Below are 15,247 nucleotides of genomic sequence, written 5' to 3'. Positions count from 1 at the left end.
AACTTTTGAATGCCGTATCCCGGATTTCACCATGGAAGAAATCCGTGCAGCTAACTCGTCACTCCGTATTGGCTACCGCTGTGGTGCTGGGCATCGTCTGCCTGGTGCTGCCTGGCGCCCTCGCATGGACCTGGTCATGGCAGCGCGCCGAGGCCGGGCAACGCGCTGAACTGACGCGATTGACCGAGGCAGCGGCACAGCGCAGCCATGCCATCGTCAAGCAGGCCAGCGTCATGCTGGACGGTCTCGACGTGCCGTCAGGGCGGCGCTGCAGCGAGGCCGACATTTCACGCATGCGTGCGCGCACCATCGATATCCGCGTCATCGAAGAGATCGGCTACCAGCGTGACGGCCAGTTGCTGTGCAATTCATGGGGCGCGGTCAACCAGACGATGCGGCTGTCGCCGTCGTACACGACGGCCGGCCCCGGCCTGCAACTGCGCACCGCCAATTTCTCGCTGGCCAGCCCGCGCACGCGCCTGGTCAGCGTCACCGCCAACGGTTATTACGCGTATGTCGAACCGGGCAGGTTTGTCGATATCGCCTTGCCCGGACATGTCTGGATGACGGTGTCCACGGCGGCCGGCGAACCCATCACCGGCAAGCAGCCGGCGGGTGGCAAGCACGTAGCGATGTTCAATGTGGAGCATGCCGATGCGGTATTTCGCATCGTCGCCGGCGAGCCGATGCAGCAGGTCGAGCAGGAAGCCACCCGCCTGCGCTGGACGCTGCTGCCGCTGGCTGCGCTCTTTTCGGCGGCCGGCCTGGGCGGCATTGCGATGTGGCTGCGCCGCCGGCTGTCACTGGCCGGCGAACTGCGTGCTGCGCTCGACCGGGGCGAGCTGCAAGTCTATTACCAACCTATCGTCGAGCTCGCCAGCGGGCACTGCATCGGCGCCGAGGCGCTGGCGCGCTGGCAGCATCCGACGGGGCGCTGGATCGCCGCCGATGTCTTCATCGCCGAGGCCGAGCAGCATGGGCTGATCGGTCGCATCACGGTCCAGGTGATCCAGGCCGTGATCCGGGACATGGGCCCCTTGCTGCGGCGCCAGCCCGATATGCATGTCTCGGTCAACCTGAGCGCGCAGGACATCGATGACGATAGCGCGCGCCAGGTGTTGTCGACCCTGATGGCGCTGCACGGCGTGGCGGCCAGCCAGATCTGGCTCGAGATGACCGAGCGCGGATTCATCAATACCGAACTCGCGCGCAGCACCATCGGCGGCCTGCGCACACGCCAGCACCAGATATTGATCGACGATTTCGGCACCGGGTATTCAAGCCTGTCCTATCTGCAGACGCTGCCGGTGGATGGCTTGAAGATCGACAAATCGTTCGTCGACATGATCACCTCCGATGCGGCCGCCAGTGGCGTCATCGATCACATCATCGACATGGCCAAGTCGCTCGGCCTGGTGATCGTCGCCGAAGGCGTCGAGACTGCGCCGCAGGCCGAGTACCTGCGCCGGCGCCAGGTCGAATTCGCCCAGGGCTGGCTGTTTGCCAAGGCGATGCCGGCCGACCAGTTCCGATCCTTCTACCAGGCCCGCGCAGCCAGCTCACCGATGGGCGATCCAGGCCAGGATCAGCGCAATCGTGGGTAGCGACAGCGTGGTCGAGATCAGGATCGCGCGCGACATGCCGGCCACTTCCCGCTGGTAGAGTTCGGCCAGCATGAACGGGCCGGTGCCGATCGGCATGGCCGACAGCAGCACCGCGCTATCGGCCCACAGGCGCGGCAGCGGCAGCACCCAGTAGGCCAGGATGGCCGTGATCGCCGGTTGCAGCAGCAGCTTGAACGCCACCAGCAGGCCGACCGGCGCACTGGCGCCTTCGCGTGGCGGCTGCGCCAGGAACAGGCCCAGCGACACCAGCGCGCACGGACTGGCCGCGCCCCCCAGGATCTTGAACAACTGCTGCACCCCGCTGGGCAGCGCCAGCCCCGACAGCGCCACCGCAATACCCGCCAGCGGCGCGATCATGATCGGATTGCGCAACAGCGAACGGCCGACCTTGCGCACGGTGCCGAGTACCCCCGCTTGCGCATGCAGGCAGGTTTCGAGCAACACGATGGCCACCGCAAACAGCAGGCAGGCGGTCATCACCATGGCGATCACCGAAGGCGGCAAGCCGTCGGCGCCGAAGGCCAGGTAACACAGCGGAATGCCGATGAAGCCGACGTTGGCGTATGAGGTGCCCAGGCTGTCGATGATCACGTCGGGCGCGGCCGCCTTCTGGCGGATGCGGATCCAGGCGGTCAGCAGGAACACGATCACCACGCCGGCCGCAAACACGGCAATGAAGCGCAGGTTGGCGAAGTCCGATGCCGACAGGCGCGACATCGAATCGAACAGCAGCGCCGGCAGGCCGAGATAGATGACGAAGCGGTTCAGCTCGCTGGCGGCGCTGTTGGAGAGGATCTTGCGGCGGCGGCAGAACCAACCCAGGAAGATCAGCGAAAAGATCGGAAAGACGATGTTGAAGATGGCGATCATGCCGACTTGCGCCTGGTGACGTCGTCGTTGTCAGCGCCCAGCATCTGCGCCAGATGGTGGGCCGCGCTTTCGGCATGCTGTCGCGCCAGCTTGTCGGCCAGCGCGCCACGCCCCTCGATCATGGCCCGCAGGATCGCTTCATGTTCGTCCCACACCGCCACGTGCGAGCGCACCTTTGCCGACAGGAACACCCCCATCGCGCGGCGGATGTGATGCCAATGCAGGGCGGTGGTCTCGCCCACCACCGGGTTGCCGCAACTGCGGTAGATGAACTGGTGAAAATTCATGTCGGCCACGATGCGCGCCGACAGGTCGTTCGCCTCGCCTGCGGCGCGACCGCTGGCCAGCAACGCCAGGCCTTCGCGTTCACCTGCCTGCCGGGCCTGGGCATCGCGCTTCCAGCGCTCGGCGCTTTCGCGCGCGGCCAGGCCGTCGAGTACCGAGCGCACCTGGTACAGCTGCAACAGATGCGTGGCATCGATGGCCGTGACCATCACGCCCTTGCGGGCGGCGTCGGCGATGAAGCCCTGGCGCTTGAGCAACTGGAACGCCTGATGCACCGGCTGGCGCGACACGCCCAACTGCTCGGCCAGGCTTTCCTGGGTAATCCGCTGGTTGGGCGCCAGCGCGCCGGAACAGATGGCGTCCAGGATGGCGTCATAGACCTGTTCGATCAGTTGCGTTGCGGTATCGAGTTTGTGCATGGATGCGGCTGTGATTGGGTGGTGTGTATTCTGTATACAGATTATGGGTGGGCGCCGATGCTGTCAAGCACAGCGCCCGATGGCTGCGGCATGGCGCCTCGGCCTGCCTGCGCGCAGCGTAGAATGGCGGCCTCGTTCCATGGCGCGCTAGCGCCTTACTTGTTTGATTATTGCCATGCCAGCCAGCCCCCTCACTGCCGCTTCGAACGACTTGATCGCGCGGTGGCAATCCGATCCGTTGACCAGCGCGCCCGACGCGCTTGCGGCGTTGTTGCATTCACCCGAGGCCGGGCTGGAGAGCTGCCTGCGCCAGCAGCAGGGCGCCACCGTGGTCGACCTGCATTTCGGGTTGGGGCTGGCATTCCTGCTGACCTGTCAGCGCTTTGCCGAATTGCGCAAGCAAGGGGGCGCGCAGCGTCTGCATTATGTCGCCATCGTGCCCCATCCATGCAGCGCGGCGCAGTTGGCGAATGCGCATGCGGCGTGGCCGCAACTCGACGACGTGGCCCGCCAACTGCACGCGGCGTGGCCACTGCCGCTGCCCGGCACGCATCGTCTGATGCTGTGCGATGGCGCAGTGAGCCTGACCCTGGTGCTGGGCGAACTCGAAGAAGAACTGGCGCGTCTCGATGCGCCCGCTGACCTGTTCTACCTGCATGCCACCCCGACCCGATTCGATTCCGGCGCGCTCGATTGGAACGCGCACCAGTGCAAGCGCATCGCGCGCCAGGCGTGGACCGGCGCCCATGCGCTGGTCTATGAAGGCGGCGAGGCGACCGCGCTGGCCATGCGCCAGAGCGGCTTCGTTGCCCATCAGCTGCCGCATGCGCTGGCCTTGCATTTCGCGCCCGGCTGGGCGCGCCCGGCTACCCATGCCGCTACCAGCGACACCCCATTGCTGCGCCAGCCGCCGCACGCCCGACATGCGCTGATCATCGGCGCCGGACTGGCCGGTTGTGCCGCCGCCGAACGCCTGAGCGCGCGCGGATGGCGCATTGACCTCATCGATGCCTGCGACGGCCCGGCCCAACGCGCTTCGGGCAACCACGGCGGATTGTTCATGCCGGCGCTGGCGCGCGACGAAAGCCCGCTCGCCAGGCTCAGCCGCGCAGCCTACCTGTACGCACTCAATCATTGGCAGTGGCTGGGCGGCGTGGGCCTGGAACGGACCGAGCAGGATGGCGTGGCCGGTGAGCTCTGTGGCGTGTTGCAACTGGGGCGCGATGCCAAGCAGGCGCGCTCGTTCGAGCAGGCCGCCGCAGAATGGAATTATCCACAGCAATATGCGCGCTGGATGAGTCAGGATCAGGGCGCCGCATTGCTGGGCATGCCGGTGTCCAATGGCGGCTATCTGTTCGAGCAGGCAGGGTGGCTCAATCCGCCTTCTCTGTGTCGTCGCCTGCTGGCCGTGGCGCGCACGCAGGCACCGGTGCATCAGCATTTCGGCCGCACCGTGAGCGCATTGTTGCGCGACGGCGAGGGCTGGCAGGCGGTCGATGCGCAAGGCGTCGTGATTGCCAGCGCACCGGTGGTGATCCTGGCCGCCGGAGCCCAGGCCGGCGCGTTGCCGCCCAGCGCCGGCCTGCCGTTGCAGGCGGTGCGCGGCCAGGTCACCCATCTTGCGTCGGCAGACTTCCCGGTGTTGCCGGTGGCCATGTGCGGCGATGGCTACCTGACGCGCGCCTACCAGGGGCAGTTATGTATCGGCGCCAGCTACGACCGCGACCAGGACCCGGCCATGTGGCCCGCCAGCCACGCCGAAAACCTGCAGCGGTTGCACAACATGCTGCCGCAGATCGACGAGCACGTCGATTTGCCGCCGGCCGATGAACTCGCTTCCGGACGCGTGGGATTTCGCTGCATCGCCCCCGATCGCCTGCCCCTGGCGGGGCCGCTGGCGCCCGGCGAGGCCAGCGCAGCGGGCCTGTACAGCCTGCTGGGCTATGCTTCGCGCGGCTTGATCTGGGCGCCGTTGATGGCTGAGCTGTTGGCCTCGATGCTCGAACGCGAACCCCTGCCGTTGCCACGCGAACTGGTCGCAGCGGTCGATCCGGGCCGATTTGGCGGGCGCCGGCTGGAGTAGAATGTCGCCTTTCGGCTGCCACTGGCGGCCATGCCGAACACGTCCTACTGAAAGTCCTCGCAATGCTGCGCATCAACGAACTCCAGCTCCCTCTCGAACACTCGGAAGACGAGCTCACCGCCGCCATCCTCGAACGGCTTGCCATCGGCGCCGATCAACTGCTGGGGTTCACGCTGTTCCGCCGCAGCTACGACGCCCGCAAGAAGTCGGCCGTCATCCTGACCTACACCATCGATGTCGAGCTGCGTGACGAAGCCGCCGTGCTGGCGCGCCATCAGGGCAAGCACAACATCGCGCCCACGCCCGACACCGGCTATCACTTCGTCGGCACCGCCCCGGCCGGCCTGACCAAGCGTCCGCTGGTCATCGGGTTTGGTCCGTGCGGCCTGTTCGCGGCGCTGTTGCTGGCCGAGATGGGCTTCAATCCGATCGTGCTCGAGCGTGGCAAGACGGTGCGTGAGCGCACCAAGGATACCTGGGGCCTGTGGCGCGAACGCAAGTTGCAGCCCGAGTCCAACGTGCAGTTCGGCGAAGGCGGCGCGGGCACCTTCTCGGACGGCAAGCTCTACAGCCAGGTCAAGGATCCCAAGCACTACGGGCGCAAGGTGCTGACCGAATTCGTGGCCGCCGATGCGCCGCCCGAGATCATGTATGTCAGCAAGCCTCACATCGGCACCTTCCGCCTGGTCAAGATGATCGAGTTGATGCGCGAAAAGATCGTGCGCCTGGGCGGCGAATTCCGCTTCGAGCAACGGGTCGATGACGTGCTCATCGAAGATGGCCGGATTCGCGGCGTGACCCTGTCCAATGGCGAACAACTGGCCGCCGATCACGTGGTGCTGGCCGTGGGCCACAGCGCCCGCGACACCTTCGAGATGCTCTACGAGCGCGGCGTCTACATCGAGGCCAAGCCATTCTCGATCGGTTTTCGCGCAGAGCATCCGCAGTCGCTGATCGACAAGTGCCGCTTCGGCCCCAGCGCCGGCCATCCCATCCTTGGCGCGGCCGACTACAAGCTGGTGCACCATGCCAGCAACGGTCGCTCGGTGTACAGCTTCTGCATGTGCCCGGGTGGCACGGTGGTGGCCGCCACGTCCGAACCGGGGCGCGTCGTCACCAACGGCATGAGCCAGTATTCGCGCAATGAGCGCAATGCCAACAGCGGCATCGTGGTCGGTATCTCGCCGGCCGATTATCCCGGCCATCCGCTGGCCGGCATCGCCTTCCAGCGCCAGTGGGAAAGCCGCGCCTACGAACTCGGTGGCGGCAACTACGATGCGCCGGGACAACTGGTGGGTGACTTCATCGCCAACCGTGCCTCAAGCGCCTTGGGCAGCGTCACGCCGTCCTATAAGCCAGGGGTGAAACTGGGCGACCTCAATCCATCGTTGCCCGATTACGCCATCGACGCCATCCGCGAAGCGTTGCCGGCGTTCGACAAGCAGATCCGTGGCTATGCGATGCACGACGCCGTGCTGACCGCCATCGAGACCCGCACCTCGTCGCCGATCCGCATCAAGCGGCACGACGATACCCTGCAGAGCCTCAACACCGGCGGGCTGTATCCGGCCGGTGAAGGCGCGGGCTACGCCGGCGGCATCATGTCGGCCGCCATCGACGGCATTCGGGTAGCCGAAGCATTGGCGCTGGACGTGATCGCCAACCACTGAATCAGGTGACCGCACAATGGAAAATGGCCGCTGCGGAAAAACCGCAGCGGCCATTTTTTTACCCAGCGATGTCGCTGATGCCGAATGCTTACTTCTTGGTGCGGGTCGCGCCGGTCGCCTTTTCGGCAGCCGCCGTGAACTGGCGGGTCGCGTTGCTGAGGTTGGCTTCCAGCGCTTCAACGGCTTGCTTGCTGTTCTTGGTCAACTGTTCATAGCCGGCATTGGCGTTGGACAGTGCGGCCTTGAGCAGCGACACGGCCTGTTCCGAACCTGGAGGCGCGTTCTTGCTCAGCTCGTCGATCAAGGCGCTGACCTTGCGGGTGTTCTCGGCGATCTGCGCTTCGGCAGCCTTGGTGAATTCGGCCTGGGTGGTCGACACGATGGTGGCCAGGTGACGGCCATAGGCGGCAGCCTTCTCGGCGCCCGGTTGAGCCTGGGCCGATGCCAGCGCCAGTGCTTCTTGCGGGTCCTTGGCCGATGCCAGCTGACGCGCCACGACAGTGGCTTCTTCCAGCGATGCACGGGTAGCCGACAGGTTCAGTTCAACGATCTTCTCGACGCCTTCGAAGGCCTTGGCGGTCAGGGTGTTGATCAGATCCAGCTGTGCCTGCAGGTTGGATTTGGTGGCGGCGGAAAACTGATCTTGAAACGAAAACATTGTTATCTCCTTTGTGTTGATGAGCCGTGATGCAATATGCCGAGCCGGCGCGGGAGCGGCATTGGATCAGACATCAGCAGATCATCGTGATTTGTGCGCCGCAACAAATTCTATTTTATGCCCTTCTTTGGTGAAATCAAGTGAAATTTGTGCGTCGCACAATTCACACCACGGTCGCGTCTGCTTTTTGCCACGCCGCCACGGGCGTGGCCTGCAACGGTTTCAGGACGAACGTTCGGTCGCTTTTGTGCTGCTCGAACCCTCGGGCAGATCATGCACCACAATGCCCGCCTGGTCGGATTCGAATTCACAGCCGGCGCTGACCTCGATACCCCGCAGGCCGTCCTGATAACCCTGTTCCCAGCGCCAGGCCACCGAGCCGCGGGCGAAATTGGCGTCCTTGGAGGCCATGTTCCAGTCGCGTCCGGCGTAGGGCAGGCGGACGATATGAATGGTGGTGTCGGCGCCCAGCTCAGCCATCATCTGGCGATCGGTGGCGCTCAGCATCTTGGGCGGCAGCCGCTGGTACAGGGCGTGCGCGGCGCAGCGCAGGTGGTGCTGCTTCAGGTACGCCTCGATATGACGCTGCGAGCGCGATGCAAAGGTGACATCCTTTTCGCGCGTCTGGACTTCTTCCAGCGTGGTCGGTTCGGGACCATCGGCGTGCCACAAATCGACCATCAGGCACAGGGTATCGGCGCGCGGCTCATCGCCCAGCACCGCTTCGAGCGGCGTATTGGAATACAGGCCGCCATCCCAGTACAGCTCGCCGTCGATGCGGACCGGGGCAAATGCCGGGGGCAGGGCGCCGCTGGCCATGATGTGCTCGGGGCCGATGCGGTCGCGCGACGAATCGAACTTGGCCAGCGTGCCACAGGTGACGCGCACCGCGCTGACCGTCAGGCGCATGCCATCGGTCTGGTTCAGGTAGTCGAAGTCGACCAGGCGCAGCAGCGTCTGTTCGAGCTCGGCCGTGCTGTAGAAGCTGGCGTCCTCGGGCGGCACCGGCAGGCCGAGCGCGAATGGATTCAGGGGGCGCGGGCGGAAGAAGCCCGGCGCGCCGCGCACGAAGGTGTCCAGCGTGGTCAGCCGGGTCGACAGCAGGCGCAGGCTGTCGGGCACCTGGCTCAGGTCGAACAGGTCGGGATGGGACACCGTGTCCCAGAACTGGCGCAGCCGCTCGACGCGGGTCTCGGGCGGATTGCCGGCGATGATGGCGGCGTTGATGGCGCCAATCGAAGTGCCCACCACCCAGTCCGGCGACAGGCCGTTTTCATGCAGCGCCTGGTAGACGCCGGCCTGGTAGGCGCCGAGCGCACCGCCGCCCTGCAGCACCAGCGCTACCTGCGGGCGGGTGCCGGCAGACAGCCGGGGCGAACGGGCGGTAGCGGGAGACACCGGCTTGCGGGCGCCGGCGGACTGTTCGGGAAGCTTGCGCATGGACCTGCCTTCTTTTGTGCAATACAAAACAGACGCGGACCCGGCGCAAACGTTCAGCCGGGCTGGTACGGGGCCGAGCTCAACCGCGTGTCGCCCGCCAGGCCTGCACCAGCTGACGAGCCTGGGCGTCGAGCGCATCGATGGCCACGTCATGGCGGCCCTCGAAGATCATCATCGCGTACGGCCCGGCCAGTGCATTGACCTCGGGCGAAAGCGCGCATTCCTCGCCGGTGGCGGGACGCTGCAGGCGCCAGTAGTTGATGGCTTCTTCGAGATCGGTAAGGCTGAGCATGGACAGAATCGGTGAGGCGGGTGCCGCTGTTGTTGATTGCATCATTCTACCCGTTCAGAAACACAGCATGATGCGATTGGCCAGGTCGACCACGAAGCCGGGCCGCAGATAGGCGGCGAAGATCGCCGCCAGCGTGCCTGCCACCAGCACCGCAATCAGCGGGCGGCGCATCAGCGCACCGCCACCGGCCCGCGCGCGATGGCCTGTTCGCGCAGCGGCAGGTTGATCAATGCGGCGAACACGCCCAGCGCCAGGGTGATGCCCCACACCGTGTCATAGCTGCCCTGGCGGGTAAACAGCCAGCCGCCCAGCCAGACCCCGAGAAAGCTGCCCACCTGGTGCGAGAAGAACACGAAGCCCGACAGCATCGACAGGTACTTGACGCCGAAGATGCCGGCCACGATGCCATTGGTCAACGGCACCGTCGACAGCCAAAGCAAGCCCATGCCGGCGGCGAACAGGTAGACCGACACTGATGACAGCGGCGCCAGCAGGAACAGGCCGATGACCACCGTGCGCAAGCCGTAGATGGCAGCCAGCAGGTAACGCTTGGGCAGCATCCCGCCCAGCTTGCCGGCGTAGTACGAACCGAAGATATTGAACAGGCCGATCAGGGCCAGCGCCAGCACCGCCACGTTGGGGTTCATGATGCCCTTGTCCTTGAGGTAGGACGGCAGGTGCGCGCCGATGAACACGACCTGGAAGCCGCACACGAAATAGCCCGACAGCAACAGGATGAACGAGCGATGACCGAAGGCTTCGCGGATGGCCTGGCCGATGCTCTGGTCGGATGTGCTGGCCACCGGCGGCGGTTCCTTCAGGCGCAGCGCCATCGGCAGCATCAACAGCAGCACCAGCCCGGCGAGCCAGAAGAAGGCATGTTGCCAGCCGGTAATCGAGATCAGTTGTTGCTCCACCGGCATCATCAGGAACTGGCCGAACGAGCCCGCCGCCGATGAAATGCCGAACGCCCATGAGCGCTTCTCGGGCGGCGCGCTGCGGCCGACGATGCCCGACACGGCGCCGAAGGCGGTACAGGCCAGCGCCGCGCCGATCAACACGCCGGAGCCGATCACGAACAGCGCCGGCTGCGACACCAATGCCATCCACAGCAGGCCGGCGGCGTACAGGAAGGCGCCCAGCACGATCACCCGCGCCGTACCGATACGGTCGCATGCCATGCCGGCAAAGGGGCCGAAGGCGCCCCACAGCAGGTTCTGCAATGCCAGTGCCAGCGAGAAGGTCTCGCGGGTCCAGCCATGCGTCTGCGAGATCGGCTGCAGCCAGAAGCCCAGGCCGTGGCGCACGCCCATGGCCAGGGTCAGCACCACGCCGCTGGCAATCAGGACGGTCTTGAGATCGGGAGCGCGATCGGTTCGAAACATGGGGTCTCTTTCTTATTGGACTGTTGTCAGGTCTTGGCTGCGCACATTCGTTTATTAGTCTTTTTGGTGCGCGGGTCCGAGTTTACTGCAAACCGCCAAGATCGCTCGCCGCATATCGATCTGCAAAAAATGCAGCATGAGATTTCCAAGCAAGCACATGCAGAATGCTTAGTTCGTAAAAGAGGTGCGCTAGGCTTTAATGATCCTCCCCAAGGCCGACCCTGGCCTGCTCCCCGGAAGGAACATCGAGTATGTCCGCGCAGATCCAAGCCACGCACGTGCGCCAGGCCGCCCAAATCAGCGGCCGGCGCGCCCATCGCATCGCCAGCGAGGCCGAAGCGTTGCAGCGCGCCCATGCGCTGGCCGCCGAATTTGCGGTCGAGGCGGCCGAGCGCGACCGCCAGCGCCGACTGCCGGTGCACGAGATCGAGCACTTCTCGCAGAGCGGCCTGTGGGCCATCGGCGTGCCGCGCGAGTACGGCGGCATCGGCGCTTCGTGGGCGACCATCGCCGAAGTCTTCAAGATCATTTCTGCCGCCGACCCCTCGATCGGCCAGATTCCGCAGAACCACTTCGGCAACCTGAACGTCATTGCCACCGCCGGCAGCGACGCCCAGAAGCGCTTCTTCTTCGAAGAGGCATTGAACGGCGCACGCTTCGGCAACGCCGGCCCCGAGCGCAACAGCAAGAACGTACTCGACGTGCGGACCCGCGCCGAGCGCGACCTCACCGCCGGCGACGGCAGCTACCTGTTGACCGGCACCCGTTTCTATTCGACCGGCGCCCTGTACGCGCACTGGATCCCCAGTCGCGCCGTGGCCGACGACGGCAGCCCGCTGTTTGTCTACAACCGCGCCGACGCACCCGGTCTGCGGGTGGTGGATGACTGGTCCAGCTTCGGCCAGCGCACCACCGCCAGCGGCAGCGTGGTGTTCGAACGGGTGCGCGTGCCGGCCTCGCAGGTGCTGCACGTCAAGGACATCCTGCAGCAGCCCAACGACATCGGCCCGGTGTCGCAACTGATCCAGGCCGCCATCGACGTCGGCATTGCGCACGCTGCCGTGCGCGACGCCATCGACTTCGTGCGTACCCGCTCGCGGCCCTATGCCGACAGCGGCGTCGAGCGCGCCGGCGACGACCCCTACATCATTCGTGAAATCGGCGACCTCAAGGTGCGGCTGCACGCCAGCGACGCGCTGCTCGACCGTGCTGCACGCTTCATCGACGACCTGCCCGAGACCATCAGCTTCGCGCAGATGGCGCAGGCCTCGGTGGTGGTGGCCGAGGCCAAGGTGTGGTCGACCGAACTGTCGCTGCACGCGTCCGAAAAACTGTTCGAGCTGGCCGGCTCGCAAGCCACGCTGGCAGCCCACAACCTCGACCGCCACTGGCGCAATGCGCGGGTGCACACGCTGCATGACCCGGTGCGCTGGAAGGTTCACGCCGTGGGTAACTATTACCTCAACGAGGTGGCGCCGCCGCGCCATTCGTGGAGCTGAGATTTCATTCGATTCATTGCCAGGGCACCAGACCATGACGCAGACCGCCACCGCCATTTCCGAAACCCGCCCAGCCGCCTCCGCGCCGCGCATCGTGGCCCGCATCCGCGACGACGCCGAAGCGCTGTCGGTGGCGCACAGGCTGGCCGCCGACTTCGCCGTCGAAGCAGCGTTGCGCGACCGCGAGCGCAAGCTGCCCTGGGATGAGCTGGAGCGCTACGTGCGCTCTGGCCTGTGGGGTATCACGGTGCCGCGCGAGTACGGCGGCGCCGGCGTGTCGTATGGCACCCTGGCCGAAGTGATCGCGATCATCTCGGCCGCCGACGGCTCGATCGGCCAGATTCCGCAAAACCATTTCTATGCAGTCGAGCTGATCCGGGTCAACGGCAACGAATCGCAGAAGCGTTTCTTCTTCGAGCGCGTGCTGCAGGGCGACCGCCTGGGCAACGCCCTGGCCGAACTGGGCACCCGCACCTCGCATGAGCGCAAGACCAGCCTGGCGCGTGATCCGGACGGTCCGGGCTATCGCATCAATGGCCGCAAGTTCTACGCCACCGGCGCCTTGTATGCGGACTGGGTGCCGACCTCGGTGATCGATGAAGCCGGCGTGCAGCAACTGGCCATCGTGCCGCGTCACGCGCCGGGGCTGACCATCATCGACGACTGGTCCGGGTTTGGCCAGCGCACCACCGGCAGCGGCAGCGCCGTGTTCGAGAACGTGCAGGTGCCGGCCGATGCCGTCATCGGGTTTGCGTCGGCCTTCTCGCGTCCGACCCAGATCGGTCCGATGGCGCAGATCCAGCATGCCGCCATCGATCTCGGCATCGCCCGCGGCGCGTATCGCGACCTGATCGAATTCGTCAGGACCCGTTCGCGTCCCTGGATCGACAGCGGCGTCGAACGGGCCGGCGACGACCCGTTGACGATTCGCGAAGTGGGCGACCTGACGATCCAGCTGCACGCCGCCGAAGCCTTGTTGCAACGCGCCGGTCGCTACGTCGACGCCGCCGCCGCCGAGCCCACCGAAGACAGCGTGGCGGCGGCCTCGATTGCGGTGGCCGAGGCCCGCGTGCTGACCAACGACGTGTCGCTGGCGGTCGGCAGCAAGCTGTTCGAATTGGCCGGATCGCAATCGACGCTGGCCGAGCACAACTTCGATCGCCACTGGCGCAATGCCCGCACCCATACCCTGCATGACCCGGTGCGCTGGAAGTATCACGCCATCGGCAACTACTACCTCAACGACCAGAAACCACCCCGGCACGGCGCGCTGTGATGCACACGCGACCCTCTGCGTGGCGATGTTGAAACTGTTCGCCTGATCTGCTGCTTCCTGCCACCGCCCACGGCGCGCCACGCGCGGTGGGCGTCGCGCCGCTCGCGCGGCCAACCCCGACAACAACAAGACATGCACAATCGATTCTTCTCACGCCCGGCCGCGCGCCTGGCCAGTTTCATCCTGCCGGCCCTGGTCGCCGGCGCCGCGCAGGCGGCCGAACCGACGCCCAGGCCGGGCGGCACCTTGCTGGCGGTGGTCCAGCCGGAACCGGTGACCCTGACCGGCGCGGTCAATACGGCGCAGCCGACTTCGCTGATCGCCACCAATGTCTACGACGGCCTGCTCAGCTACGACAACGAACTTAAGCCGCACGGCCAGCTGGCGCAGCGCTGGGAAGTGTCCAAGGATGGCCTGGCGATCACTTTCCACCTGCGTCCCGGCGTGAAGTGGCATGACGGCAAGCCGTTCACCGCAGCCGATGTCAAATGGTCGGTCGAGAACGTGTGGAAGACGCTGCACCCGCGCAACAAGGCAATCCTGGTCAACCTGACTCAGGTCGACACGCCGGATGAACTGACGGCGGTGTTCCGCTTCACCAAGCCGTCGCTGGCGCTGTTGTCGACGCTCAATTCGTGGGGCGCACCGGTATTGCCCAAGCATCTCTACGAGGGTACCGACGTGCTCAACAATCCCAATAACAACAAGCCGATCGGTACCGGCGCGTTTGTCTTCAAGGAATGGAACCGAGGCAGTTACATCACTCTGGAACGCAACCCCGATTACTGGGACCGTGGTAAGCCCTACCTCGATCGCATCATCTTCAAGGTGGTGCCCGACGCCGGCGCCCGTGCCGCGTTGCTGGAAAACGGCGAGGCGCAATACGCCGTCTTCAGCCCGGTGCCACCGAAGGAAGCGCAACGCCTGGCGCAGTCGGGCAAGGTCAAGGTCGAGACCAATGGCTACCAGTGGTCGTCTCCCGTGCTGTATCTCGACTACAACCTCGACAACAAGTACCTCAAGGATGTGCGCGTGCGCCGTGCCATCGCGCATGCCGCCAATCCCGAGGGCCTCAACAAGGTGGTCTGGTATGGCTACGGCAAGCCGGCGGTATCGATCGTGCCGACCACGCTGACCCAGTTCTTCGACCCCAGCGTGCCGCGCTATGCCTACGACACCAGGAAGGCCGAGGCGCTGCTCGACGAAGCCGGCTTCAAGCGCGGCGCCGATGGCGTGCGCTTCACCATCAGCAATGACTATCTGCCCTACGGCGACGACTATCGGCGCAGCGCCGAATACCTGAAGCAGTCGCTCAAGCGGGTCGGCATCGAGGTCAATATCCGCAGCCAGGACACGGCCGCCTTTACCAAGCGCGTCTATGGCGATCGCGACTTCGATACCGCGCTGACCTGGAACGCCTCCTTCCCCGATCCTCAGATCGGCCTGACCCGTATGTACTGGTCGGGCTGGATCGGCAAGAACGTCCCCTGGACCAACAGTTCCGGCTATCGCAATGCCGAGGTCGACCAGATCATCGAGCAGACCCAGGGTGCGGCCACGCAGGCCGAACGGATCGCGCTGTTCAAGCGCTTCCAGCAGATTACCCAGACCGAATTGCCGACGCTGCCGCTGATCGAATTGCACTTCTTCACCATCCATTCGCCGCGCCTGCATGGCATCACGCAGCAGGGCGACCAGTCGCAAGGTTCGTTGAAGAACGCCTGGCTGGCCCAGTAACGCATCCT

The 15,247-nt window shown here is 65.5% G+C and carries 12 protein-coding genes; 6 read left to right on the top strand and 6 right to left on the bottom strand.

Features of this window, described 5'->3' with window-relative positions; all coding sequences use genetic code 11:
* Nucleotides 1-44 precede the first annotated feature (44 nt).
* Entirely contained in the window at nt 45-1,604 is a 1,560-nt protein-coding gene (locus LBW87_RS23150; protein WP_225203840.1) for an EAL domain-containing protein, read from the top strand.
* On the opposite strand, the gene LBW87_RS23145 is transcribed toward LBW87_RS23150, so the two are convergent.
* The gene (locus LBW87_RS23145; protein ID WP_225203839.1) at nt 1,560-2,495 is read right to left on the bottom strand and encodes an AEC family transporter; all 936 of its coding nucleotides are present in this window, start codon (nt 2,493-2,495) and stop codon (nt 1,560-1,562) included. The two genes, LBW87_RS23150 and LBW87_RS23145, sit on opposite strands and share 45 nt — an antisense overlap.
* Entirely contained in the window at nt 2,492-3,199 is a 708-nt protein-coding gene (locus LBW87_RS23140) for a GntR family transcriptional regulator (protein ID WP_225203838.1), read from the bottom strand. Before LBW87_RS23140 ends, LBW87_RS23145 begins: the two co-directional genes overlap by 4 nt.
* Nucleotides 3,200-3,374: 175 nt before the next feature.
* On the opposite strand from LBW87_RS23140, the gene mnmC reads away from it, so the two are divergent.
* Entirely contained in the window at nt 3,375-5,282 is a 1,908-nt protein-coding gene (gene mnmC, locus LBW87_RS23135) for an FAD-dependent 5-carboxymethylaminomethyl-2-thiouridine(34) oxidoreductase MnmC (protein ID WP_225203837.1), read from the top strand.
* A gap of 62 nt (nt 5,283-5,344) precedes the next feature.
* Entirely contained in the window at nt 5,345-6,952 is a 1,608-nt protein-coding gene (locus LBW87_RS23130; protein WP_225203836.1) for an NAD(P)/FAD-dependent oxidoreductase, read from the top strand.
* An 88-nt stretch (nt 6,953-7,040) separates the two neighbouring features.
* Here the strand turns inward: LBW87_RS23130 and phaP are convergent, their stop codons facing one another.
* From phaP to LBW87_RS23110, 4 genes are all read right to left on the bottom strand, one after another.
* Entirely contained in the window at nt 7,041-7,610 is a 570-nt protein-coding gene (phaP, locus tag LBW87_RS23125) for a TIGR01841 family phasin (RefSeq protein WP_225203835.1), read from the bottom strand.
* 222 nt (nt 7,611-7,832) lie between these two features.
* The gene (locus tag LBW87_RS23120; RefSeq protein ID WP_225203834.1) at nt 7,833-9,050 is read right to left on the bottom strand and encodes a patatin-like phospholipase family protein; all 1,218 of its coding nucleotides are present in this window, start codon (nt 9,048-9,050) and stop codon (nt 7,833-7,835) included.
* A 79-nt stretch (nt 9,051-9,129) separates the two neighbouring features.
* A complete protein-coding gene (locus tag LBW87_RS23115; protein ID WP_225203833.1) occupies nt 9,130-9,342 on the bottom strand; it encodes a DUF3717 domain-containing protein in 213 nt (70 codons plus the stop codon).
* 170 nt (nt 9,343-9,512) lie between these two features.
* Nucleotides 9,513-10,727, bottom strand: coding sequence for an MFS transporter (locus tag LBW87_RS23110; RefSeq protein ID WP_225203832.1), 1,215 nt, complete (start codon nt 10,725-10,727; stop codon nt 9,513-9,515).
* Between the two features lie 251 nt (nt 10,728-10,978).
* Between LBW87_RS23110 and LBW87_RS23105 the strand changes: the two genes are divergently transcribed.
* From LBW87_RS23105 to LBW87_RS23095, 3 genes are all read left to right on the top strand, one after another.
* Nucleotides 10,979-12,226, top strand: coding sequence for an SfnB family sulfur acquisition oxidoreductase (locus tag LBW87_RS23105; protein WP_225203831.1), 1,248 nt, complete (start codon nt 10,979-10,981; stop codon nt 12,224-12,226).
* Between the two features lie 34 nt (nt 12,227-12,260).
* Nucleotides 12,261-13,502, top strand: a complete 1,242-nt coding sequence (locus tag LBW87_RS23100; protein ID WP_225203830.1) for an SfnB family sulfur acquisition oxidoreductase — start codon at nt 12,261-12,263, stop codon at nt 13,500-13,502.
* A gap of 132 nt (nt 13,503-13,634) precedes the next feature.
* On the top strand, nt 13,635-15,239 hold the full coding sequence (locus LBW87_RS23095; protein ID WP_225203829.1) for an ABC transporter substrate-binding protein: 1,605 nt from the start codon (nt 13,635-13,637) through the stop codon (nt 15,237-15,239).
* Nucleotides 15,240-15,247: the final 8 nt, after the last annotated feature.

Source organism: Herbaspirillum sp. alder98 (assembly GCF_020179755.1).
Classification (GTDB): Bacteria; Pseudomonadota; Gammaproteobacteria; order Burkholderiales; family Burkholderiaceae_D; genus Herbaspirillum.
This window is presented reverse-complemented; position numbering and strand designations above follow the sequence as displayed.

Coding starts and splice junctions, on each gene's coding strand:
- LBW87_RS23105 (WP_225203831.1), top strand. CDS start 10,979: ATGTCCGCGCAGATCCAAGCCACGCACGTGCGCCAGGCCGCCCAAATC.
- LBW87_RS23110 (WP_225203832.1), bottom strand. CDS start 10,727: ATGTTTCGAACCGATCGCGCTCCCGATCTCAAGACCGTCCTGATTGCC.
- LBW87_RS23115 (WP_225203833.1), bottom strand. CDS start 9,342: ATGCTCAGCCTTACCGATCTCGAAGAAGCCATCAACTACTGGCGCCTG.
- LBW87_RS23140 (WP_225203838.1), bottom strand. CDS start 3,199: ATGCACAAACTCGATACCGCAACGCAACTGATCGAACAGGTCTATGAC.
- LBW87_RS23130 (WP_225203836.1), top strand. CDS start 5,345: ATGCTGCGCATCAACGAACTCCAGCTCCCTCTCGAACACTCGGAAGAC.
- LBW87_RS23120 (WP_225203834.1), bottom strand. CDS start 9,050: ATGCGCAAGCTTCCCGAACAGTCCGCCGGCGCCCGCAAGCCGGTGTCT.
- phaP (WP_225203835.1), bottom strand. CDS start 7,610: ATGTTTTCGTTTCAAGATCAGTTTTCCGCCGCCACCAAATCCAACCTG.
- mnmC (WP_225203837.1), top strand. CDS start 3,375: ATGCCAGCCAGCCCCCTCACTGCCGCTTCGAACGACTTGATCGCGCGG.
- LBW87_RS23100 (WP_225203830.1), top strand. CDS start 12,261: ATGACGCAGACCGCCACCGCCATTTCCGAAACCCGCCCAGCCGCCTCC.
- LBW87_RS23145 (WP_225203839.1), bottom strand. CDS start 2,495: ATGATCGCCATCTTCAACATCGTCTTTCCGATCTTTTCGCTGATCTTC.
- LBW87_RS23095 (WP_225203829.1), top strand. CDS start 13,635: ATGCACAATCGATTCTTCTCACGCCCGGCCGCGCGCCTGGCCAGTTTC.